The organism is Pseudoalteromonas sp. APM04, from assembly GCF_022809815.1.
In the GTDB taxonomy this organism is placed as follows: domain Bacteria; phylum Pseudomonadota; class Gammaproteobacteria; order Enterobacterales; family Alteromonadaceae; genus Pseudoalteromonas; species Pseudoalteromonas marina.
On the sequence record NZ_CP094441.1, the window covers coordinates 3,145,021 to 3,167,733 of the forward strand.

General features: G+C 41.9%; 19 protein-coding genes. 5 read left to right on the plus strand and 14 right to left on the minus strand.

All coding sequences use genetic code 11. The features are described from left to right. Positions 1-8 precede the first annotated feature (8 nt). The 8 genes from mutL to cutA form a co-directional block, all read right to left on the minus strand. Positions 9-1,841, minus strand: coding sequence for a DNA mismatch repair endonuclease MutL (gene mutL, locus MTP24_RS14530; protein WP_243531882.1), 1,833 nt, complete (start codon positions 1,839-1,841; stop codon positions 9-11). A 36-nt stretch (positions 1,842-1,877) separates the two neighbouring features. After that, positions 1,878-3,221, minus strand: a complete 1,344-nt coding sequence (locus tag MTP24_RS14535; protein ID WP_243531883.1) for an N-acetylmuramoyl-L-alanine amidase — start codon at positions 3,219-3,221, stop codon at positions 1,878-1,880. Positions 3,222-3,248: 27 nt separating this feature from the next. Continuing rightward, positions 3,249-3,716 (minus strand): tRNA (adenosine(37)-N6)-threonylcarbamoyltransferase complex ATPase subunit type 1 TsaE, encoded by a 468-nt coding sequence (gene tsaE, locus MTP24_RS14540; RefSeq protein ID WP_243531887.1) that lies wholly within the window; start codon positions 3,714-3,716, stop codon positions 3,249-3,251. A gap of 126 nt (positions 3,717-3,842) precedes the next feature. Further along, positions 3,843-5,183, minus strand: a complete 1,341-nt coding sequence (accC, locus tag MTP24_RS14545; RefSeq protein ID WP_243531890.1) for an acetyl-CoA carboxylase biotin carboxylase subunit — start codon at positions 5,181-5,183, stop codon at positions 3,843-3,845. A 26-nt stretch (positions 5,184-5,209) separates the two neighbouring features. Beyond that, complete coding sequence (gene accB, locus MTP24_RS14550; protein WP_006791247.1) at positions 5,210-5,677, minus strand: acetyl-CoA carboxylase biotin carboxyl carrier protein; 468 nt, start codon at positions 5,675-5,677, stop codon at positions 5,210-5,212. Between the two features lie 43 nt (positions 5,678-5,720). Continuing rightward, positions 5,721-6,173, minus strand: coding sequence for a type II 3-dehydroquinate dehydratase (aroQ, locus tag MTP24_RS14555; protein WP_006791248.1), 453 nt, complete (start codon positions 6,171-6,173; stop codon positions 5,721-5,723). A 229-nt stretch (positions 6,174-6,402) separates the two neighbouring features. Further along, complete coding sequence (locus MTP24_RS14560; RefSeq protein WP_243531893.1) at positions 6,403-8,193, minus strand: protein-disulfide reductase DsbD; 1,791 nt, start codon at positions 8,191-8,193, stop codon at positions 6,403-6,405. Next, positions 8,193-8,513, minus strand: coding sequence for a divalent-cation tolerance protein CutA (gene cutA, locus MTP24_RS14565; protein ID WP_006791250.1), 321 nt, complete (start codon positions 8,511-8,513; stop codon positions 8,193-8,195). Before cutA ends, MTP24_RS14560 begins: the two co-directional genes overlap by 1 nt. Before the next feature lie 170 nt (positions 8,514-8,683). On the opposite strand from cutA, the gene MTP24_RS14570 reads away from it, so the two are divergent. From MTP24_RS14570 to MTP24_RS14590, 5 genes are all read left to right on the plus strand, one after another. Beyond that, entirely contained in the window at positions 8,684-9,160 is a 477-nt protein-coding gene (locus MTP24_RS14570) for an FxsA family protein (protein WP_243531895.1), read from the plus strand. Between the two features lie 110 nt (positions 9,161-9,270). After that, positions 9,271-9,558: a co-chaperone GroES gene (locus MTP24_RS14575; protein WP_006791252.1), complete on the plus strand. Its 288-nt coding sequence runs from the start codon at positions 9,271-9,273 to the stop codon at positions 9,556-9,558. 49 nt (positions 9,559-9,607) lie between these two features. Further along, on the plus strand, positions 9,608-11,257 hold the full coding sequence (gene groL / locus MTP24_RS14580; RefSeq protein WP_243531897.1) for a chaperonin GroEL: 1,650 nt from the start codon (positions 9,608-9,610) through the stop codon (positions 11,255-11,257). A gap of 248 nt (positions 11,258-11,505) precedes the next feature. Further along, positions 11,506-11,658, plus strand: a complete 153-nt coding sequence (locus MTP24_RS14585) for a hypothetical protein (RefSeq protein ID WP_243531899.1) — start codon at positions 11,506-11,508, stop codon at positions 11,656-11,658. Positions 11,659-11,733: 75 nt separating this feature from the next. Next, the gene (locus MTP24_RS14590; RefSeq protein WP_243531901.1) at positions 11,734-12,132 is read left to right on the plus strand and encodes a VOC family protein; all 399 of its coding nucleotides are present in this window, start codon (positions 11,734-11,736) and stop codon (positions 12,130-12,132) included. Between the two features lie 5 nt (positions 12,133-12,137). On the opposite strand, the gene MTP24_RS14595 is transcribed toward MTP24_RS14590, so the two are convergent. From MTP24_RS14595 to rpoC, 6 genes are all read right to left on the minus strand, one after another. Further along, positions 12,138-13,604 carry an NAD(P)H-hydrate dehydratase gene (locus MTP24_RS14595; protein WP_243531902.1) on the minus strand — a complete coding sequence of 489 codons (1,467 nt, stop codon included), beginning with the start codon at positions 13,602-13,604 and terminating at the stop codon, positions 12,138-12,140. Positions 13,605-13,973: 369 nt separating this feature from the next. After that, complete coding sequence (gene tuf / locus MTP24_RS14600) at positions 13,974-15,158, minus strand: elongation factor Tu (protein ID WP_006791257.1); 1,185 nt, start codon at positions 15,156-15,158, stop codon at positions 13,974-13,976. A gap of 62 nt (positions 15,159-15,220) precedes the next feature. Continuing rightward, entirely contained in the window at positions 15,221-17,335 is a 2,115-nt protein-coding gene (gene fusA / locus MTP24_RS14605; RefSeq protein WP_006791258.1) for an elongation factor G, read from the minus strand. A gap of 27 nt (positions 17,336-17,362) precedes the next feature. Beyond that, positions 17,363-17,833 (minus strand): 30S ribosomal protein S7, encoded by a 471-nt coding sequence (rpsG, locus tag MTP24_RS14610; RefSeq protein WP_004588211.1) that lies wholly within the window; start codon positions 17,831-17,833, stop codon positions 17,363-17,365. 97 nt (positions 17,834-17,930) lie between these two features. After that, positions 17,931-18,305 (minus strand): 30S ribosomal protein S12, encoded by a 375-nt coding sequence (gene rpsL / locus MTP24_RS14615; RefSeq protein ID WP_002958885.1) that lies wholly within the window; start codon positions 18,303-18,305, stop codon positions 17,931-17,933. Between the two features lie 194 nt (positions 18,306-18,499). Beyond that, positions 18,500-22,675 (minus strand): DNA-directed RNA polymerase subunit beta', encoded by a 4,176-nt coding sequence (gene rpoC, locus MTP24_RS14620; RefSeq protein WP_006791259.1) that lies wholly within the window; start codon positions 22,673-22,675, stop codon positions 18,500-18,502. Positions 22,676-22,713 lie beyond the last annotated feature (38 nt).

Here is a 22,713-nt window from a genome sequence, read left to right on the forward strand (position 1 = left end):
CGAACACCCTAATTTAATTGCGCTAAATACTGACTTAGCTCTATTTTAACTGCTTTTTCACGCAAGCGTTCAATAGTTTGCGGATTATTTTGTAAGCGCATTTGTTGAGTTATAAATACGTTGCTAGCATAAAAGCGCGGCGGTATACATTCGGCCTGCCATTTTAACCAATCTTCTATGTTCTCAAACTGCCTTTTACACGCGCTTAGTAACTCGTTAACAGCATTACTTACATCAAGTAAATACAAACATGAAGGCAGCTTTTTAACCATAACAAACTGCTTCTCTATCACCAATTCAAAGCCAAGCAGCGTGAACCACGATTGCTGCCCTTCGATTAGCAAACAGTCTTCTTTTGATAAATTAACCCTGACAGGTAATAACAATGCTTTACCTTCAAGGCTACCTTGCTCTTTAATTTGCTCATGCCAATCATCAACTATGGCGTATTTAAAATGTGAGCAAAATAGCTCCTGCTGCGCACTAAAGACACAGTTTCCATCATGCAAACTAATAATAGACACCATACTCACAGCACTTTGATCAGGTACTGATGAATCTTGCTGAGTGGTTTGCGCCACGACATCAAAGTGAGCAGCATGTTGTTCACTCACTCCCTGATAAAACGCATTCACGTCTTGATGGTTTGCACTTGATGATGCTCTGTATTCACCACCACTACTTTTTGCACCAGTTGAACTTGAACTACCTGAGTAATTTGGTTGTAACTGAGATTTAGGATAATCGTAACCGTCGCTAGTCTCATTTTTAGATGTCGACGGATGCATGGCATGAGTAAATGCAGGTAAATGATCATCAGCTGTCGTTACCGCTTCATTGTTAAACTCACCTTGCAATGGCACAACAACTTGCTTGATAGCTTGTAAAATAAAGTCATGTACTAAGCGACCTTGATGAAAACGTACTTCATGCTTTGCTGGGTGTACATTTACATCAACTTGGCGTGGGTCAATATCAATATAAATTACAAACCCTGGTAGCTCTTGTACCCCACTAACTTCTTCAAATGCCTGACGAATAGCGTGTAAAATGAGCTTATCGCGCATCATACGATTATTTACATACGTGTACTGCGTTGTATTTACAGAGCCTACCGGTAAAACCCAGCCATGCAGTTGAAGGCCTGCTTCCCCAGATTGAATATGAAGTCCTTGCTCTGCAAACGCCTTACCCGCAACTTGTGCAACGCGAGTTATGGCGTGAGCGGGATCTGTTTTTGCGCGGTATTGCCTAACTACTTTTTCGTTATGAGTCAGCGTAATCGATACATCAAACCGGCTAAGCGCTATACGCTTAATGAGCTCATCAATATGGGTAAACTCTGTTTTTTCGGTACGTAAAAATTTGCGCCGTGCAGGGGTATTAAAAAATAGATCTTTAACCTCAATGGTGGTGCCATCAGGGTGAGCAACCGGCTTAACTTGCACAGCCATATCACGGCCTTCTGCAAATGCTTGCCAAGCAGCGTCTTGAGTCTTTGGTTTGGAGCTGAGGGTTAATCGCGATACTGAGCTAATTGAAGCTAATGCCTCGCCCCTAAAACCTAGTGAACAAATATTTTCTAAATCATCAAGCGACTTTAACTTACTTGTCGCATGGCGAGAAAGCGCAAGTGTGAGCTCTTCTTTACCTATACCCGAGCCATTATCACGAATACGAATAAGCTTATGGCCACCACGCTCTATCTCTATTTGAATACGAGTAGCGCCAGCATCTAGGCTATTTTCAACAAGCTCTTTTACTACCGACGCTGGACGCTCAACCACTTCACCTGCGGCAATCTGGTTGGCTAAACGGGCAGGTAGTATTTCAATATTCATGATATTTCCTAGCAAACTGCGTGCAGATTTATGTAATTAACTTTGTGGTATGTCGAGCTCTTGACCAATAAAAAGCGTGTTTGAATTTAGTTTATTTACTTTTTTTATTTTACTTATGCTGATCCCATAACGGCTTGCCAACATACTTAAAGATTCACCCGGACGTACTTTATGTTTTGTAGGGTATTGCGACTTTAATTTTGCAAACAGCGAATCATCTGGTGGGTTTTTCAAATAGTAATTTTTAATTGAAGTGAACATAGCCTTGGCTAAACGCTCTTGATGATTTGCACTTTTCAATAATTTTTCTTCTCGCGGGTTAGATATAAACCCCGTTTCGACCAAAATAGAGGGAATATCTGGCGACTTAAGAACCGCAAGGCTAGCATGTTGCGGGTCTTTTTTATGAAGCTTTGCAACTTTTCGTAGCTCTTTAACTACTTCTTCAGCAACGTTTAAGCCGGTTTTCATTGAATGATCCATCGACATATCAAGTAATGCCTGCGCTAAGTATTTTTCGTTAGCCGCATCTTTCATTACATCGGCTGCACCACCGAGCAACTCGGAATGCTTTTCTTTATCCTCTATCCATTTACCTATTTCAGAATTAGCTCTTCGTAATGACAGCACCCATACCGATGCACCATTGGGACCAGGGCTTGTAAATGCATCTGCGTGAATAGACACAAAAAAGTCGGCTTTTTTCTCTCGTGCTCTGTTTGTTCTCGTATTAAGTTTTACAAAGTAATCACCACTTCGTACCATACGCGAAATCATGCCTCGCTCAGCGTCTATCATTCGCTCAAGGCGCTTAGCTATTTGCAACGTGACCGTTTTTTCATACGTGCCTGATGGCCCTATTGAGCCAGGGTCCTCACCGCCATGCCCTGCATCGATAGCAATTACAATATCGCGTTCTTGGCTAAGTTGACGTTTTTTTGCCGCTTTTTGTGCAGGTGAAGCCACTGGTTCTGGTTCACTTTTATTATATAAATCAACCACAAGCCTATTTTTGTATGGCCCAGTAGGCGCAAGCGCAAATAGCACTGGTTTTACGGGTGCGCTTAGCTCAAATACTAAACGAACGCTTTGCTTATTTTTGGGCTTTGAGTAACGTAATTTGCTAACAATTTGGTGCTTAGGTGGCACACCGGGTAGTACTATAAGCTCTTTGGTGTTTTCTAAGTCAACTACTAAGCGGCTTGGGTTTTTTAGCATAAAATAACTAAAATCGGGTTTATCGTCTAAATCAAATACAACGCGTGTACTATCTGGAGATGGCCACACACGCACACTATTTATTGTGTTTTGTGCCCACAAAGAAAAGCTCATGATGAAAATCATAAGAAAAACTGAGAGTTTAATTGCGCCTCGATTCATTTGATAATTACTGCCTTCACTATTTTATTATATGTTTTTTAGTTTATCGACAATTGCTGCACCACGTTCACTGGTACTTTTGAACACAATTTTACGCTCGTCACCTACATAGCTTAGCGTTATATCTAAATCGGGTACAGGGATAAACTCTCCGCCCTTTTCTGGCCACTCAACAACACAAATAGCCTGCGGTGAAAAATAATCGCGTATACCCATAAATTCAAGTTCTTCTGGATCACCTAAGCGATACAAGTCAAAGTGATACACGTTTGCACGGTCAAGCTCATAGGGTTCGACCAGCGTATACGTTGGACTCTTAACTTTACCTGTATGACCAAAGCCTTGCACTACACCACGTGTAAACGTTGTTTTACCAGCGCCTAAATCACCATGTAAATAAATCACAGCACCTTGCTCAATAACTGCTGCTACTTGCTTACCCATTGCAACAGTTGCAAGTTCATCATTTAAGTGAGATTCAAAACTACGGGTCATTATTACCTCAAAATTAACTTAAAAGCGCATATTAGCTAATCATACCAGATTATTTATTTATGGCGATAAATTGAAGTTTCAGGCATAAAAAAACCGGCCTAAGCCGGTTTTTTTAATTTAGGAAGATTACAACCCTAACTTTTTCTCAAGGTAGTGGATATTAGTTCCACCATTTTGGAAATTCTCATCTGCAAGAATACGCTTATGCAAAGGAGTATTAGTTTTAATTCCATCAATTACTAATTCGTTTAGTGCATTACGTGCACGGGCAATAGCCACATCACGGTTTTCACCGTAAGTAATTAGCTTGCCAACCATTGAATCGTAGTGAGGTGGTACAGTGTAGTCAGCATAAATATGGCTGTCCCAACGAATACCTAACCCACCAGCGGGATGAAAACGTGTAATTTTACCCGGTGACGGGATAAACGTTTCAGGGTCTTCAGCATTAATTCTACACTCAATCGCATGGCCACGAATAACGACGTCGTCTTGCGTGAACGATAATGGCTGACCCGCTGCTATTTTTAGCTGTTCTTTGATTAAGTCAATACCCGTAACCATTTCTGTTACTGGATGCTCAACCTGAATACGGGTATTCATTTCAATGAAGTAAAACTCGCCGTTTTCGTATAAAAACTCAAACGTCCCCGCGCCACGGTAACCAATTTCAATACACGCACGTGTACAACGCTCACCAATAAACTTACGTGTTTCAGCTGTTATGCCTGGAGCAGGAGCCTCTTCAACTACCTTTTGATGACGGCGCTGCATTGAACAATCGCGTTCACCTAAATGAACTGCATTACCTTGTCCGTCGGCTAATACTTGCACTTCGATATGACGTGGGTTTTCAAGGTATTTCTCCATGTAAACCATACCGTTACCAAAAAACTGTTTAGCTTCTTGCTGCGTTAGTGAAATTGAATTTACTAATTCAGATTCATTGCGTACTACACGCATACCACGACCACCGCCGCCGCCAGCTGCTTTAATAATAACCGGATAACCAATGCGCTTAGCAATTTGCATGTTGCGTTCGTTATCGTCTGTTACAGGACCATCAGAACCCGGTACACATGGAACGCCAGCTTTACGCATTGCGGAAATAGCAGATACTTTATCGCCCATTAGACGAATTGTGTCGCCTTTTGGACCAATAAATACAAAACCACTTTGCTCAACTTGGTCTGCAAAATCTGCGTTTTCTGCAAGAAAACCATAACCTGGGTGAATCGCTACCGCATCAGTTATTTCAGCCGCAGCAATAATGCGCGGTATATCTAAATAACTATCTGTTGCTGATGGCTTACCAATACAGATGGTTTCATCTGCAAGCAATACATGCTTAAGATCGCGATCCGCCGTCGAATGAACAGCAACCGTTTTGATCCCAAGCTCTTTGCAGGCGCGCAATATACGAAGTGCTATTTCACCTCGGTTTGCTATGACTACTTTATCTAACATTAGAGTTGGCCTTTTACGTTATGCTATTAGTCAATGATGAATAGAGGTTGGTCAAATTCAATTGGCTCGCCATTTTCAGCTAAAATTGCGCGTACAGTACCCGCTTTATCAGCTTCAATTTGGTTCATCATTTTCATGGCTTCAATGATACACAGTGTATCGCCTACATTAACTTTAGAGCCTACTTCTACGTAAGCAGGTGCCTCTGGAGAAGATGCTGAGTAAAATGAACCAACCATAGGTGATTTAACTTGATGACCCGTTGGTGCAGCAGGCGCAGCTTCTGCTTCAACTGCTACAGGGGCTGCAGGGGCTGACGCTTGCTGTGCAGGAGCTGGTGCATATTGTTGTGGTGCAAATTGTGGGTAAGCTGGACCCGCACTCATGTTGTTACGGTTTATGCGTACCGACTCTTCACCTTCAGTGATTTCTAGTTCCGCAATGCCCGATTCTTCTACTAATTCGATAAGTTTTTTTATCTTGCGAATATCCATTACACGACCCGCCTGTTAGTTTGTTAGTGTGTTAATTTTTAAATTAAATTGCGTTTTGCGACCGGTTAACCGCTGCATTTAATGCTGCGTGGTAACCCATTGCACCTAATCCACATATAACGCCTTGTGCCACATCTGAAAAATAAGAATGATGGCGAAAAGCTTCACGTGCGTGCACATTGCTCAAGTGCACCTCATAAAACGGAATATCAACACTTAACAATGCATCACGTAATGCAACGCTTGTATGCGTAAATGCTGCGGGGTTAATAATGATACAATCAACCGCTTGCCAAGCATTATGAATTCGTTCTATGAGCGCTTGCTCACCATTACTTTGAAAGTGCGTAAGTTCAACATTCAGACTATTAGCGGTATTTGTTAGTTCGCTCATAATCTCGCTAAGTGTTTGCGTACCGTATTTTTCTGGTTCGCGCTTTCCTAGCATGTTTAAATTTGGACCATTAACAACTAAAATCTTTAATTTTGCAGCCATAATACGCGATATACCCTCTAAGTAATGAGTTAAGCCATTGCCAGCTATTTTTTAACTTTAAACTAAGCATAAAAAAGCTAAATTGCAACATTTTCTCACGTTAGCTGAGTATTATAGTGATTTCGACGTAAATAACAGCAAAATACTGGTCCAATCACTATTTAAGGTACATTTTGAAAGGTATAAATAACAAAGCCACTTAGTAAATTTAAGTGGCTTTATTGCACTATTATTGTGCGCTGGCACGCACTGTAGCAAGGTGTTTAGCAAAATCCTCAGCATTTAAAAAGCCTGTCACTCGCAACGTGCTTAGCTCTTGCCCTTGAGTGTTAAAAAACAAAATACTAGGTAATCCGAACACGTCATACTCTTCCATTAGCTCAATAGTTTTACTATCACTTTCAGTTAAATCGATTTGAATTAACTGATAATGACTAAACTCCTTTTGCACATTTTCATCGGGAAAAGTGTAATGTTCAAACTCTTTACACGCAACACACCAATCGGCGTATAAATCGACCATAACAAGTCGACCTTGTTTATTGGCATCATCGACCGCGACTTTTAATTCGGCTAAATTGGCAACGTGTTTAAACTCGTTTTTTTGTGCGTTTACTTGGACTTGTACAGGCCAAAAATAGTCTTTAGCTAAACTAAATCCAGTAAATACCAACAACATGGCTGCAAACCATAAAGCTGTTTTTAATTTACTTTGCTGCTGATTACTTTGCCAATGGTGTAAGTACAAAGCAGCAGCTAACGCCAATATACCTGCCATAAGTAATATAATGTTGGCGCTAATCAAACGCTCTAACAATATTAGCGGAACGACCAACATTACAAAGCCAAATAAGGTTTTAACTTGCTCCATCCAACCGCCTGCTTTAGGTAGCAATTTACCACCCGATGTACCAAGCAATAATAAAGGTAACCCCATACCTAAACTCAATACATACAACGTTAGCCCGCCCACTAAGTAATCACCACTTTGCGCAACGTATAATAAAGCGGCTGATAGCGGCGCCGTAGTACAAGGTGATGCAATTAAACCGGACAATACACCCATCAAAAATACACCAACATAGTTGCCACCTTTTTGATTATTACTTACCTGCGTGAGTTTATTCATCACACTGCTAGGGAGTTTTATTTCGTACCAACCAAACATCGACATAGCCAGTAATACAAATAATAAGCTAAAGCTAATAAGTACATAGGGGTGCTGTAAATACCCTTGTACTTGTCCACCTAATGCTGCAACAACTAGCCCTAATGCCGCATAAGTTACCGCCATGCCTTGTATGTATACGAACGAAAGTGCAAAGGCTTTTTTAGTTGATAAATTTTGTTGCCCAGCAATTAAGCTCGACAAAATAGGAAACATCGGGAACACACATGGTGTAAAAGCAAGCCCCACACCCACTGCAAAAAATACTAATAAGTTAATAGCTAAACTTTGACTTGCCAGTTGCTCAGTAAAAGAAAGATCTTTTTTAGTGATAGCAGCATCCGGTTGCAATGTTGATTCGGTTAATGCGCTTGCAGCATTAGACGGTGTTGCATTTTGCGATTGCTCGCCTGCAATCACACTCAATGGAATAGTGATAACTTCAGGCGGGTAACAGAGTCCAGCCTCAGCACAGCCTTGATAACGCACTTTGACTACGGCGCCTTCATTTACGTCACTCAGCTTACTGATGATACTAACGCTTTGAAAAAACACCTCTGTTTTACCAAAAAACTCATCTTCGATAATCTCGCCATCACCTAAGCTTCCTACATCAATGCTGGCATCTTTAGCGAGTATCTCTATTTTTTGCTTATATAAATAGTAACCTGGCGCAATATCCCACCCTATAAACAAGGTGCGACCTTGCTGATCAAAGTCAAACTCAAACGCTTGTGTTACGGGTAAAAAGGTTTGCTGCGTGGGCGCTAATAAATCATTAAGCACATTATTTGATGTAGCCTTTGCAGGGGCTGTTAATAATGTCACTAATAGCAAAAACAAAAAGCGCATTAATGTAATACCTCATCCATCCAGTTAAAATAGGCCAAGTTTCCGGTTGTTATGTCAATAACTTGTATTTCAGGTACTTCGTAGCTATGCATCGCTTTTATAGTTAAAAACACATCGTTCATTTTCTCTGTTTTGGTTTTAACTAGCATTTTAACTTCTGTCATTTCTTTTACCTCACCCTCCCACATATAAATAGAAGACATTGCTGGTAAAATATTGACACACGCGGCCAGCTTTTTTTCTACCAAAGCTTTACCAAGCATGCGTGCTTCAGCCTCGTTTTTACAGGTAGTAAAAATTAATTTAAATTGTGTATTCATTATGAACCTTTACTTGTTGAACGATGTCTAGCTTCATAGTATCTGATAGGTAAGCCAATGTGTAGAAATCCAGTTAAATGACACTACCTACGCATTAACCTTGAAAAGAGACCTATTAACCCTCACTTATATTTCATCAACTCTTACGAGTACCTTATTTAGAGAGCATTATGTTTAGATTTTTATTTGTGTTGTTTATTATCATTCCTATTATCGAAATCGCCTTGTTAATTCAAGTAAGCGATGTAATAGGGGGTGTAGCGACTATTGCACTAGTGGTTATTACCGCAATTGTAGGCGCTAAGATGGTGAAACAACAAGGTATGGGCGCACTTCAAAATGCGCAAACGCAAATGGCGCAAGGCCAGATGCCTGCTAAAGAATTATTCACGGGAATATGCGTTATTATTGCCGGTGTACTATTGTTAACGCCAGGCATCATGACTGACGTTTTTGGTTTACTTTTATTAACCCCTGCAATTCGTAATAAATTAGCTGCAGGCCTTGCAAGTCAGGCAACTGTGAGAATGAGTGCAGGTATGCAACAAGGTCCTTCCCCATACGCTCAACAACCGCACTCAATGCGTGACCAGCAACAAACCGAACAACCAACAACCATTGATGGTGAGTTTGAACGAAAAGATTAAAAATTTATCATTTTTTCTCTTGGAATTTTTTACTCTACCCCCATTAATGAATGCAAATTAGAAAAGCTTTTTTCTGTACTGTTCAGAAACTGTTAGGAGAACTAAAAAACATGAACATTCGTCCTTTACAAGATCGCGTAATCGTTAAACGTCTAGAAGAAGAAACAAAATCTGCTGGCGGTATTGTATTAACTGGCTCTGCAGCTGAAAAATCAACTCGCGGAGAAGTAGTAGCCGTAGGTAATGGTCGTATTTTAGATAACGGTGACGTTAGAGCTTTAGAAGTAAAAGCCGGTGACACTGTGTTATTTGGCTCATATGTTGAGAAAACTGAAAAGATCGAAGGTCAAGAGTACCTGATCATGCGTGAAGACAACATTTTAGGCATTGTAGGCTAAGCCTACTTTTCGTTTAACACACATTTAAGAATTTAGAGGAATTTAAAACATGGCAGCTAAAGAAGTACTTTTTGCAGGTGACGCACGCGCTAAAATGCTAACTGGCGTAAACATCCTAGCAAACGCAGTTAAAGTTACATTAGGTCCGAAAGGCCGTAACGTTGTACTAGACAAATCGTTTGGCTCTCCAGTGATCACTAAAGATGGTGTATCTGTAGCAAAAGAAATCGAACTTGAAGACAAGTTTGAAAACATGGGCGCGCAAATGGTTAAAGAAGTTGCATCTAAAGCAAATGATGCAGCAGGCGATGGTACAACTACCGCTACAGTACTTGCACAATCTATTGTTAATGAAGGCCTTAAAGCAGTTGCTGCAGGCATGAACCCAATGGACCTTAAGCGCGGTATTGACAAAGCAATCATTGCTGCTGTTGCAGAGCTTAAGGCGCTTTCTGTTCCTTGTGCTGATACTAAAGCTATTGCTCAAGTAGGTACTATTTCAGCTAACTCTGATAAAGAAATTGGCGACATCATTGCAGAAGCAATGGAAAAAGTAGGCCGTAATACAGGTGTTATTACTGTTGAAGAAGGTCAATCACTAGAGAACGAACTAGATGTTGTAGAAGGCATGCAGTTTGACCGTGGTTACCTATCTCCTTACTTCATTAACAACGCTGAAAAAGGCGCAGTTGAATTAGATAACCCATTTATTCTACTTGTAGATAAAAAAGTATCTAACATTCGTGAGCTACTACCTACATTAGAAGCCGTTGCTAAAGCAAGCAAGCCACTATTAATCATTGCTGAAGATCTTGAAGGCGAAGCACTTGCAACGCTTGTAGTTAACAACATGCGCGGCATTGTTAAGGTATCAGCGGTTAAAGCTCCTGGTTTTGGCGACCGTCGTAAAGCGATGTTACAAGATATCGCCGTATTAACTGGCGGTACTGTTATTTCTGAAGAAATTGGCCTTGAGCTTGAAAAAGCAACAGTTGAAGACCTAGGTACAGCTAAGCGCGTTGTTATCACTAAAGACGATACAACTATCATCGATGGTGCTGGCGAAGAAGAAGGCATTACCGGTCGAGTTTCTCAAATTAAAGCACAAATTGAAGAAGCAACATCAGACTACGATAAAGAAAAACTACAAGAGCGTATGGCTAAACTTGCCGGCGGTGTTGCAGTAATTAAAGTAGGCGCAGCAACTGAAATTGAAATGAAAGAGAAAAAAGACCGTGTTGAAGATGCATTACATGCAACTCGTGCAGCGGTTGAAGAAGGCGTAGTACCGGGTGGCGGTGTTGCTCTTGTACGTGCAGCTAGCAAGCTAGTTGAACTACTTGGCGATAACGAAGATCAAAACCACGGTGTTAAAGTTGCCCTTCGTGCGATGGAAGCACCTCTTCGTCAAATCGTAACTAACGCGGGTGACGAAGCATCTGTTGTTATTAACGCAGTTAAAGGCGGCGAAGGTAACTACGGTTACAACGCAGCAACTGGCGAATACAATGACATGATTGAAATGGGTATCCTAGATCCAACTAAAGTAACGCGCTCTGCACTACAATTTGCAGGGTCTATTGCGGGTCTAATGATCACAACTGAAGCAATGGTTGCTGAAATCCCTAAAGAAGAAGCTGCTGGTGCCTCTGATATGGGTGGCATGGTCGGAATGGGTGGAATGGGCGGCATGATGTAATCATCACCGTTTAAGCACCTTGCTTATATAAAACCCAGCTTCGGCTGGGTTTTTACTTTTTAGTACTTTTTTATTGTTATTGTTCAATTTACCCCCAAATAGTAATAACGTATAAATTAAAAAACCACATCATGGACATACTTAATAGTAATGGAATTACTTTCATCGCAGTGCTTGCAACCCTAATATCTGCATTGCTGCTTTTAATAGTGTGCCTTTTGTTAAAAATGATTACTTGGGGTAAAAGTATGTCGACAGGGGCATATTTGTTTTTAGCGTTTTTTCCGCTTATTTCCCTGATGCCAATTCCGCCACCTACCTACGAAAATGTTCAAAAGGCGAAGCAAGAACAAAGAAAACGTAAGGAAGACTCAGGCGACCCGGCGGATGAAGAGGTATAATCTACAATATACAACCCTACACAAAACACACTCTGATATGTAAAAATACGCAGCAACACAATAAAGGAGTAGTTTATGTCAGGTATAAAACAGCATATTGGCAGTATTGCCTTAATCGTAAAAGATTATGATGAAGCCATTGAGTTTTACACTAAAAAATTGAGCTTTGAATTAGTTGAAGATACTGATTTAGGTGAGGGAAAACGTTGGGTGTTAATTACACCGCCGCAGTCAAATGGTACGCATATACTACTTGCTCAAGCCACTGAGCCAGAACAAGTAAGTGCTATTGGTAACCAAGCCGGTGGGCGTGTTTGGTTATTTTTACATACTAACGATTTTTGGCGCGATCATGAAAACATGTTAGCTAACGGTGTTGTCTTTAATGAACAACCCCGTAATGAACCTTACGGAGTTGTTGCTGTTTTTGAAGATTTATACGGTAATAAGTGGGATTTAATTCAACAAAAATAGAAAGCTTAATTTATTAAGGATCTAACTATTTTAAATAAATCGGAGGGTAGCATACCTCGCTCCCCTTCTCGCTCACTGGCGATATCACCGGCTTTAGCGTGCAGTGTTACGCCATATCGCGCTGCTTCATCAATATTTAAACCTTGAGCCAGTAAGGCGCCAATAATACCAGTGAGTACATCGCCACTACCACCAACGGCCAGTGCCGGATTACCGTCTTTACATACCCACAAGTTCTCAGCATTATCAATTAATGTGCCTGCACCTTTTAATACGCAAGTAGCGTTATAGCGCTTAGCACACAGTCGAGCATTCTCGAACCTATTTGACTCAATATCCACAATAGTTTTACTTAATAGCCTGGATGTTTCTCCTGGGTGCGGTGTAAGTACACATTGCTTTAATGTGTACGATGAGGCTTGCTTGGCTAATAAATTTAGCGCATCGGCATCAATAACCAGTGGCATGTTATTAGTTTGGCAGTAATATATAACCTCCTCAAAGGTTTTTTGTGCCCATTCATCCTGCCCCAGACCTGGCCCTATTACTACGCAGCTAGCCCACTCAAGCGCTTCTTTTAGATTAGTACTGGTTACCATTAATTCTGGCCTACCAATGCTTACAGGCACTACAGAACTTGAATGTGTATACACTTTTACCATAGCCGCACCTGCTCTAAGTGCGGCCTCGCTGGATAATCTAATTGCGCCAGCCGTCCCCTCATTACCACCTACACAGAGGAGTTTACCATGAGTTCCTTTATGGCTATTTAGGTTACGCGCACCAAGCTTTTTAAAGCTCTTAATATTTATAAGTGTGCCGCTTGAAGTAGCGAGCTCAAAAAATGCAGGTCCAATATTTAGATCGTCAAATATTAACTCCCCGCAATGTTGTTTACCTATAGCCGTTGTTAGCCCCTGCTTAATACCAACAAAGGTTATTGTTTTACTTGCTTGTATAGCAATACCTAAAGGTTGGCCAGTATCTGCGCTGATACCTGAGGGTATATCTATACTCAATACAGGTTTATTACTGGCGTTAATCTCATTAATAACTTTAGCAAAATTATCGCGAACCGAGCTTGTGATCCCCGTACCTAGCATTGCATCTATAATTAAATCACTTCGGTTTAATAACTCACTCGTATAAGCATTAACTTCACCGCCTTCATCACGCCATAACTTAAACGCTTTTGCAGCATCTCCTGTTAGTGATTTTTCAGGGTTAACGGCACACAAAGTTACTCGCTTACCCGCTTGCTTAATTAGGCTCGCGGTAATATAAGCGTCCCCAGCGTTATTACCATGCCCTACAACAACTAACGTATGCTCTGCATTAAAGTCTTGCCAAGCGTTGAATGCAGCGTGCCCAGCGCGCTGCATGAGGGTAAATAACTCACAATGGCTATTTTTAGCAGCCAGTGCCTCGTTATCCCTAACTTCTTTTGCAGTAAATATTAGTTTATTTAGCATGAAGACCCCTCTAATAAGTGACACCCTACCTTATCAAATACACATATCAAGCGGCTAGTTTTGTGAGCTTTTAATCGAGGTAAGTTCGTTAATTAAAACGCACTAAAGATCACATATCTATCCGGGTCAGATAACTGATAGCTGAAAACTAATCACTTTTCTTCAGGCGTTAAAAACCCCGAGACTAAGCTCGGCTCGTTTTTTTAGTGTTAATTTACTTAAACGTTAACTATTACTCATTGAACGTTGCTACAAAGCACCTACGCCTAAGGTAAGAGCGCCACCTTCACGTGACGTAAATTGCAGGCATTAAAAAACCCGAGACTAAGCTCGGGTTTTTTTAGTATTAATTAACTAAAACGTTAATTATTACTCTACGATAGTTGCTACAACACCAGCACCTACAGTACGGCCACCTTCACGGATAGCAAAACGAAGACCTTCATCCATCGCGATTGGTGCGATTAGAGTTACCGTCATCTTGATGTTATCACCAGGCATTACCATTTCTACGCCTTCTGGTAACTGTACGTCACCAGTTACGTCAGTTGTACGGAAGTAGAACTGTGGACGGTAACCTTTGAAGAATGGAGTATGACGACCACCTTCATCTTTAGAAAGTACGTATACTTCTGAAGTGAATGTAGTGTGTGGGTTGATTGAACCAGGCTTAGCTAGTACTTGACCACGTTCAACGTCTTCACGCTTAGTACCACGTAGTAGTGCACCAATGTTCTCACCAGCACGACCTTCGTCAAGAAGCTTACGGAACATTTCAACACCAGTACAAGTAGACTTAGTAGTCTCTTTGATACCAACGATTTCAACTTCGTCATTCACGTTGATGATACCGGCTTCAACACGACCAGTTACAACAGTACCACGACCTTGGATTGAGAAAACGTCTTCGATAGGCATGATGAATGGCTTATCGATGTCACGCTCTGGCTCTGGGATGTAAGAATCTAGTGCTTCTGCAAGCTCTACAATCTTGTCTTCCCATTGCTTCTCGCCTTCAAGTGCTTTAAGTGCAGAACCTTGAATTAGTGGTAAGTCGTCACCTGGGAAATCGTACTCAGAAAGAAGCTCACGAACTTCCATTTCTACTAGCTCAAGTAGCTCTTCGTCATCAACCATGTCACATTTGTTCATGAATACGATGATGTAAGGTACGCCAACCTGACGAGAAAGAAGGATGTGCTCACGCGTTTGTGGCATTGGGCCATCAGTCGCAGCTACTACTAAGATAGCACCGTCCATTTGTGCAGCACCAGTGATCATGTTTTTAACATAATCGGCGTGACCAGGACAATCTACGTGTGCGTAGTGACGAGTTGGTGTATCGTACTCAACGTGTGAAGTTGAGATTGTGATACCACGCTCGCGCTCTTCTGGAGCGTTATCGATTGATGCGAAATCTTTAGCAACACCGCCGTATACTTTTGCAAGTACGTTAGTGATTGCTGCAGTTAGTGTAGTTTTACCGTGGTCAACGTGGCCGATTGTACCAACGTTTACGTGCGGTTTTACGCGTTCAAACTTTTCTTTTGCCATCTTAAAAAATTCCTAATTAAGAAATTAAAGCCTGACTCACTATTGAGCCAGACAAGCTAAAATCATATTACAGCGCGAGCTGAAATTATTGTATCTGCAACCTGCTTTGAGGCTTCAGCGTACTTCAAAAACTCCATAGAGTAAGAAGCACGACCCTGAGTTGCAGAACGTAAAGCAGTCGCATAACCGAACATTTCAGAAAGTGGAACTTGCGCATTTATTTGCTTAAGTCCACCAAGTGCATCTTCCATGCCCTCGATCATGCCGCGACGACGGTTTAAGTCGCCAACTACATCACCCATGTTTGAGTCAGGAGTGATTACCTCAACCTTCATTAGTGGTTCTAAAAGAACTGGGTTTGCTTTAAGCGCACCGTCTCTCATAGCTAATGAACCTGCAATTTTAAATGCCATTTCATTCGAATCTACATCATGGAACGAACCATCATATAAAGTCGCTTTAACGCCAAGTAAAGGATAGCCTGCCAGTACACCTTGAGACATTTGCTCTTGGATACCTTTGTCTACCGCTGGGATGTATTCTTTAGGAACTGATCCACCTACGGTTTCGTTAACGAATTCGTAAATTGGAGAATCATCATCCGAAATATCCATCGGTTCAAGCTTCAACCAAACGTGACCATATTGACCACGACCACCTGATTGACGAATGAACTTTCCTTCAACTTCTACAGTTGAACGAATAGCTTCACGATATGAAACCTGCGGCTTACCAACGTTACATTCAACACTGAATTCACGTTTCATACGGTCGACGATAATATCTAGGTGAAGTTCACCCATACCAGAAATAATTGTCTGGCCTGATTCTTCGTCAGTTTGTACGCGGAAAGACGGATCTTCGGCAGCTAGTTTACCTAGCGCGATACCCATCTTGTCCTGGTCAGCGATTGTGCGAGGCTCAACCGCAACAGAAATAACTGGTTCTGGGAATTCCATACGCTCAAGCGTAATAATTGAATTCGGAGCACACAGTGTCTCACCTGTTGTAACGTCTTTAAGACCAATAGCCGCCGCGATGTCGCCTGCGTAGACTTCTTTGATCTCTTCACGAGAGTTTGAATGCATCTGTACGATACGGCCAAGTCGCTCACGCTTACTTTTAACTGGGTTGTATACCGCGTCACCCTGTTTAACAGTACCAGAGTAAACACGGAAAAAGGTTAAAGTGCCAACAAACGGGTCTGTTGCAATTTTAAATGCAAGTGCAGCAAACGGCGCTTTATCATCAGCTGGACGTTCCTCTTCGGTACCATCTTCTAAGATACCTTGGATTTGTTTAACTTGTTCTGGTGAAGGCATGTATTCTACAACGCCGTCAAGCACCGCTTGAACACCTTTGTTTTTAAATGCGCTTCCACAAGTTACTGGAACAATCTCATTGGCCAATGTGCGTTGACGTAAAGCATTTTTAATTTCTGCTTCACTTAACTCTTCACCTTCTAAGTATTTGTCCATTAGTTCTTCTGAGGCTTCAGCAGCGCTTTCAACTAAATGAGAGCGCCATTCTTCAGCTGACTCAAGAAGGTCTGCCGGTATTGCCTCATATGTGAAAGTCATCCCCTGGTCCGCTTCGTTCCAGTTAATCACTTTCATTTTTATAAGGTCAATAACACCTTTAAAGTCGTCCTCAGCGCCTACTGGCAACTGAATTGGAACAGGCGTTGCTCCAAGACGAGATTTCACCTGGCTAACAACAGCTAAAAAGTCAGCGCCCGTGCGATCCATTTTATTTACGAAGATCATTCTTGGAACTTCGTATTTGTTCGCTTGACGCCAAACTGTTTCAGTTTGCGGCTGTACACCAGAAGAAGCACAAAGCACAACTACCGCACCATCAAGTACACGTAAAGAACGCTCTACTTCGATAGTGAAATCTACGTGTCCTGGAGTATCAATAATATTGATACGATGGGCGTCAAATTGAGCGTCCATCCCTTTCCAAAAACACGTTGTTGCAGCAGAAGTGATTGTGATACCACGCTCTTGTTCCTGCTCCATCCAGTCCATAGTTGCAGCGCCATCATGTACTTCACCGATCTTATGAGAAAGACCTGTGTAGAACAGAACACGTTCTGTTGTGGTGGTTTTGCCTGCATCTACGTGAGCTACTATGCCGATATTACGGTAGCGCTCAAGTGGAGTTGTACGTGCCATATGATCCTCTTAAAGGTTAAGGACAGATTACCAACGGTAATGAGCGAATGCTTTATTCGCTTCAGCCATACGGTGAACGTCTTCACGTTTCTTAACCGCAGTGCCTTTATTATCAGCAGCGTCAACGATTTCTTGAGCTAAACGTAAGCCCATAGATTTTTCGCCACGCTTACGTGCAGCGTCTACTAACCAACGCATACCTAATGCGTTGCGACGAACTGGACGTACTTCAACTGGTACTTGATAAGTTGAACCACCAACACGGCGAGATTTAACCTCTACCTGTGGACGGATGTTATCAAGTGCAGATTCAAAGATTTCTAGGTGCGACTTGCCTGATTTCTCAGCAGCCACGTCTAGCGCACCATAAACAATTTTTTCAGCAGTAGATTTCTTGCCGTCTAACATTACGATGTTAACGAATTTAGCAAGAAGTTCCGATCCGAACTTAGGATCTGGAAGAATTTTACGTTGACCTATTACGCGTCTTCTAGGCATTTTGTATCTCCGGTTTATTCAGGTTTGCTCTTTCGAGTCAATCACCCAAAACAATAATTAATAATATTTAGTGCTTGGCCTTACTAACGGAATACAATTACCCTTTAGGGCGTTTTGCACCGTATTTAGAACGAGCTTGACGACGGTCGCTAACGCCTGCACAGTCAAGTGCACCACGTACAGTGTGAAAACGCACACCTGGTAAATCTTTAACACGACCACCACGGATTAGGATTACACTGTGCTCTTGAAGGTTATGACCTTCACCACCGATGTAAGATGTTACTTCGAAACCGTTAGTTAAACGTACACGAGCTACTTTACGTAACGCTGAGTTTGGTTTCTTAGGTGTAGTTGTATATACACGAGTACATACACCGCGCTTTTGCGGACACGCTTTTAGTGCAGCTGAGTTACTTTTCGTAACCTTGCTACGGCGTGGCTTACGCACTAGCTGGTTAATAGTTGCCATTTAAATAGCTCCTGAAATTAAAATTACTACTGAAAAAAATAAAAAAATCCGCCCTTTATTACCTGCCTACGATAAGCACACAAGTAAATGGGTGGCGGAATTTTAATGAGCAAAGTTTAACCTGTCAACCTAAACTAACCGTAAGACAGCACTTAACTGCCTTACGATCTCTTAATCTATTGATTAAGAACAGTTTATTGATTTCCAGACAAATCAGCATTTAGTGCATCAGTTAGTGCTTGAGTTGCCTCTTCAGCGCTTACTGTTTGCTCTTCTACTACTTCTTTGCTTTGTTTACGGCGAGCCATACGATCTTGATGATACGCAAAACCGGTACCGGCTGGGATCAAACGACCCACAATTACGTTTTCTTTCAGACCGCGAAGCTCATCGCTCTTACCATTCACTGCTGCATCTGTAAGAACACGTGTTGTTTCTTGGAAAGACGCTGCAGAGATGAAAGATTCTGTCGCTAGTGATGCTTTAGTAATACCCATTAACTGGATTTCAAACTTCGCTGGGATCTTACCTTGTTTTTCAAGGTCACGGTTTGCGATATTAACGCGCGCCACTTCGATTTGTTCACCAGCTAAGAAGTCAGTATCACCACCGTGTAAAATGGTACATTTACGTAACATTTGACGGATAATTGTTTCAATGTGCTTGTCATTGATCTTAACGCCTTGCAAACGGTAAACCTCTTGCACTTCGTTAACAATGTAGTTAGCAACATGAGTCACACCACGTAGGCGTAAGATGTCATGTGGTGATTCAGGACCATCGGCGATTACTTCACCTTTAGATACTTGTTCACCTTCAAACACGTTAAGTTGACGCCACTTAGGAATCATTTCTTCGTAATGATCGCCTTCAGCTGGAGTAATAACTAAACGCTTCTTACCTTTAGTCTCTTTACCGAAGCTAATAGTACCGGTGATTTCAGCTAAGATAGCTGGATCTTTTGGCTTACGCGCTTCAAATAAGTCGGCTACGCGTGGTAGACCACCCGTGATATCACGAGTTTTAGAGCCTTCTTGCGGGATACGTGCTAACACGTCACCTGGGTTTGCAGTCGCACCGTCTGTTACTTCAATCGTTGTGAATGAAGGAAGACGTGTTTCTTGCAGACCACGCTCATCACTTTCGATGATAAGTTTAGGCTCTTTAGCATTCGCTTTAGCAAGGTCTTTAACTACAATACGAGTCAAACCAGTTAGTTCATCGGTTTGTGTCTCTGTATTCGAGTCATCGATATCGCTAAACGATACTTTTGATTTGTGCTCAAGAACGATTGGGTGACTATGCGGGTCCCAAGTAGCAACAATGTCGTTACCTTGAACTTCTGCATTGTCTTGAACTGTTAATACTGCACCATAAGGTACTTTATAACGCTCTTTTTCACGGCCATGACTATCGATGATAGTGATTTCCGTTGAACGAGACGTAATAACAATTTTACCGTCTGTATTTAATACATACTTAGCATTGTGAAGTTTTAACGTACCGTTAGTTTTAACTTGTACATTATTTTCAGCTGACGCTCGAGATGCCGCACCACCGATGTGGAATGTACGCATAGTAAGCTGTGTACCCGGCTCACCAATTGACTGTGCCGCGATAACACCTACTGATTCACCTGCGTTGATGATATGACCACGTGCAAGGTCACGACCATAACAGTTAGCACATACACCAAAGTCATTATCACATGTGATAACTGAGCGTACGCGTACTTCATCAACCGAGTGCTCTTCTAAAAGGTCACACAGTTTTTCATCAAGCATGATATTACGTTCTACAAGTACAGTATTAGTACCTGGAATAACAACATCTTCAGCTACAACACGACCTAGTACACGTTCGCGAAGCGCTTCTACAACATCACCACCTTCAATAAGCGGTTTCATTGTTAAGCCATCTTCTGTGCCACAGTCGTCTTCGTTGATTACCAAATCTTGTGCTACGTCTACTAGACGACGCGTTAAGTAACCCGAGTTCGCTGTTTTCAGTGCTGTATCGGCAAGACCTTTACGCGCACCGTGAGTTGAGATGAAGTACTGAAGTACGTTTAGACCTTCACGGAAGTTAGCCGTGATTGGTGTCTCGATGATTGAACCATCTGGACGTGCCATTAGACCACGCATACCTGCTAGCTGACGGATCTGAGCGGCACTACCACGAGCACCTGAGTCGGCCATCATAAACACTGAGTTAAATGACGGTTGCTCTACTTCTTCACCTTTCGCGTTGGTTACTGTGTCTTTCGACAAGTTAGCCATCATCTCACGTGATAAGTTTTCATTTACACGTGACCAGATATCGATAACTTTGTTGTACTTCTCACCAGCCGTTACAAGACCTGATTGGAATTGTTGGTTGATTTCAGTTACTTCAGCTTCTGCTGATTCAATGATCTGCGCTTTAACCGGTGGGATAACTAAGTCATCGATACCGATAGAAACACCAGACTTCATTGCGTAATGGAAACCGGTGTACATAACTTGGTCAGCAAACACAACGGTGTCTTTAAGGCCTAAGCGACGGTAACACTCATTCAACAAGCTAGAAATCTGCTTCTTACCTAGTGGCTGGTTGATTGACTCAAACGGCATACCAGTTGGTAAAATTAGAGACAGAATTGCACGACCTACCGTTGTTTCGATAACCGTTGTAGTATCTTCTACTACACCGTGCTCATTAGCAACTGACTGGCTAATACGTACTTTCACAATAGCGTGAAGGTCTGCATTACCGCTACGGTATGCTTTTTCTGCTTCTTTAGGATCTTTAAATATTGCGCCTTCGCCTTTTGCGTTGATGCAATCACGGGTCATGTAGTAAAGACCCAATACAACATCCTGTGAAGGAACGATGATTGGCTCACCATTCGCAGGAGATAGAATGTTGTTTGTTGACATCATCAATGCACGTGCTTCAAGCTGTGCTTCGATTGTTAACGGTACGTGTACCGCCATTTGGTCACCATCGAAATCGGCGTTGTAAGCCGCACATACTAATGGATGCAAATGAATCGCTTTACCTTCGATAAGCACAGGCTCAAACGCTTGGATACCCAAACGGTGAAGTGTTGGTGCACGGTTTAGTAATACCGGATGTTCACGAATTACTTCGTCTAATACATCCCATACTTCCGCTACTTCACGCTCTACCATTTTCTTAGCAGCTTTGATTGTCGTAGCCATGCCGCGACGCTCTAGTTTGCCGTAGATAAACGGTTTGAATAGCTCAAGTGCCATCTTCTTAGGAAGACCACATTGGTGAAGCTTAAGTGTAGGACCTACTGTGATTACAGAACGGCCTGAGTAATCTACACGCTTACCAAGTAAGTTCTGACGGAAACGACCTTGCTTACCCTTGATCATATCAGCAAGAGATTTAAGCGGACGCTTGTTAGAACCTGTAATAGCACGACCACGACGACCGTTGTCAAGTAGCGCATCTACCGCTTCTTGTAACATACGTTTTTCGTTTCGTACGATAATGTCTGGTGCTGCTAAATCTAATAGACGCTTAAGACGGTTGTTACGGTTAATAACACGACGGTAAAGGTCATTTAGATCAGATGTCGCAAAACGACCACCGTCTAGTGGTACTAATGGACGTAGATCAGGTGGCAATACTGGAAGTACTGTCATGATCATCCACTCAGGGTTATTACCTGATTGGTGGAATGATTCCATTAACTTAAGACGTTTAGTGATTTTTTTACGCTTAGTTTCAGAGTTAATTGTTGGTAACTCTTCACGCATCTCAGCAATTAATTGGCCAAGATCAAGTTCACGAAGCAAGTCTAAAACTGCTTCAGCACCCATCTTCGCTTCAAACTCATCACCATGTTCTTCTAATGCATCTAGGTACTCTTCTTCACCTAGTAACTGACCACGCTCAAGCGTTGTCATACCAGGCTCAGTTACTACGAATGATTCGAAGTAAAGAACACGTTCAATATCACGAAGCGTCATATCTAGCATTAAGCCGATACGTGACGGTAATGATTTTAAAAACCATATATGTGCTACTGGGCTCGCAAGGTCAATATGACCCATACGATCACGACGCACTTTGGTCAGTGTAACTTCAACGCCACACTTCTCACAGATCACACCACGGTGTTTAAGGCGTTTATATTTACCACATAAACACTCATAATCTTTCACTGGGCCGAAAATACGGGCACAGAATAAGCCATCGCGCTCAGGCTTGAAAGTACGGTAGTTAATAGTCTCAGGTTTCTTTACTTCACCGTATGACCATGAACGAACCATGTCTGGTGAAGCAAGACCAATGCGAATTGCATCGAATTCTTCGGTCTTATTTTGTTGCTTCAGAAACTTAAGTAAGTCTTTCACCTTAGCTCTCCTGTCGGAGTTAATCTCGAGGACGGGTA

What these genes read in the sequence shown, in the direction of transcription:
- aroQ (WP_006791248.1), bottom strand. Translation starts at nt 6,173, where the DNA reads ATGGCTGCAAAATTAAAGATTTTAGTTGTTAATGGTCCAAATTTAAAC.
- rpsL (WP_002958885.1), bottom strand. Translation starts at nt 18,305, where the DNA reads ATGGCAACTATTAACCAGCTAGTGCGTAAGCCACGCCGTAGCAAGGTT.
- MTP24_RS14590 (WP_243531901.1), top strand. Translation starts at nt 11,734, where the DNA reads ATGTCAGGTATAAAACAGCATATTGGCAGTATTGCCTTAATCGTAAAA.
- tuf (WP_006791257.1), bottom strand. Translation starts at nt 15,158, where the DNA reads ATGGCAAAAGAAAAGTTTGAACGCGTAAAACCGCACGTAAACGTTGGT.
- fusA (WP_006791258.1), bottom strand. Translation starts at nt 17,335, where the DNA reads ATGGCACGTACAACTCCACTTGAGCGCTACCGTAATATCGGCATAGTA.
- groL (WP_243531897.1), top strand. Translation starts at nt 9,608, where the DNA reads ATGGCAGCTAAAGAAGTACTTTTTGCAGGTGACGCACGCGCTAAAATG.
- tsaE (WP_243531887.1), bottom strand. Translation starts at nt 3,716, where the DNA reads ATGACCCGTAGTTTTGAATCTCACTTAAATGATGAACTTGCAACTGTT.
- MTP24_RS14585 (WP_243531899.1), top strand. Translation starts at nt 11,506, where the DNA reads ATGTCGACAGGGGCATATTTGTTTTTAGCGTTTTTTCCGCTTATTTCC.
- MTP24_RS14560 (WP_243531893.1), bottom strand. Translation starts at nt 8,193, where the DNA reads ATGCGCTTTTTGTTTTTGCTATTAGTGACATTATTAACAGCCCCTGCA.
- mutL (WP_243531882.1), bottom strand. Translation starts at nt 1,841, where the DNA reads ATGAATATTGAAATACTACCTGCCCGTTTAGCCAACCAGATTGCCGCA.
- accC (WP_243531890.1), bottom strand. Translation starts at nt 5,183, where the DNA reads ATGTTAGATAAAGTAGTCATAGCAAACCGAGGTGAAATAGCACTTCGT.
- MTP24_RS14570 (WP_243531895.1), top strand. Translation starts at nt 8,684, where the DNA reads ATGTTTAGATTTTTATTTGTGTTGTTTATTATCATTCCTATTATCGAA.
- accB (WP_006791247.1), bottom strand. Translation starts at nt 5,677, where the DNA reads ATGGATATTCGCAAGATAAAAAAACTTATCGAATTAGTAGAAGAATCG.
- MTP24_RS14595 (WP_243531902.1), bottom strand. Translation starts at nt 13,604, where the DNA reads ATGCTAAATAAACTAATATTTACTGCAAAAGAAGTTAGGGATAACGAG.
- rpsG (WP_004588211.1), bottom strand. Translation starts at nt 17,833, where the DNA reads ATGCCTAGAAGACGCGTAATAGGTCAACGTAAAATTCTTCCAGATCCT.
- MTP24_RS14575 (WP_006791252.1), top strand. Translation starts at nt 9,271, where the DNA reads ATGAACATTCGTCCTTTACAAGATCGCGTAATCGTTAAACGTCTAGAA.
- cutA (WP_006791250.1), bottom strand. Translation starts at nt 8,513, where the DNA reads ATGAATACACAATTTAAATTAATTTTTACTACCTGTAAAAACGAGGCT.
- MTP24_RS14535 (WP_243531883.1), bottom strand. Translation starts at nt 3,221, where the DNA reads ATGAATCGAGGCGCAATTAAACTCTCAGTTTTTCTTATGATTTTCATC.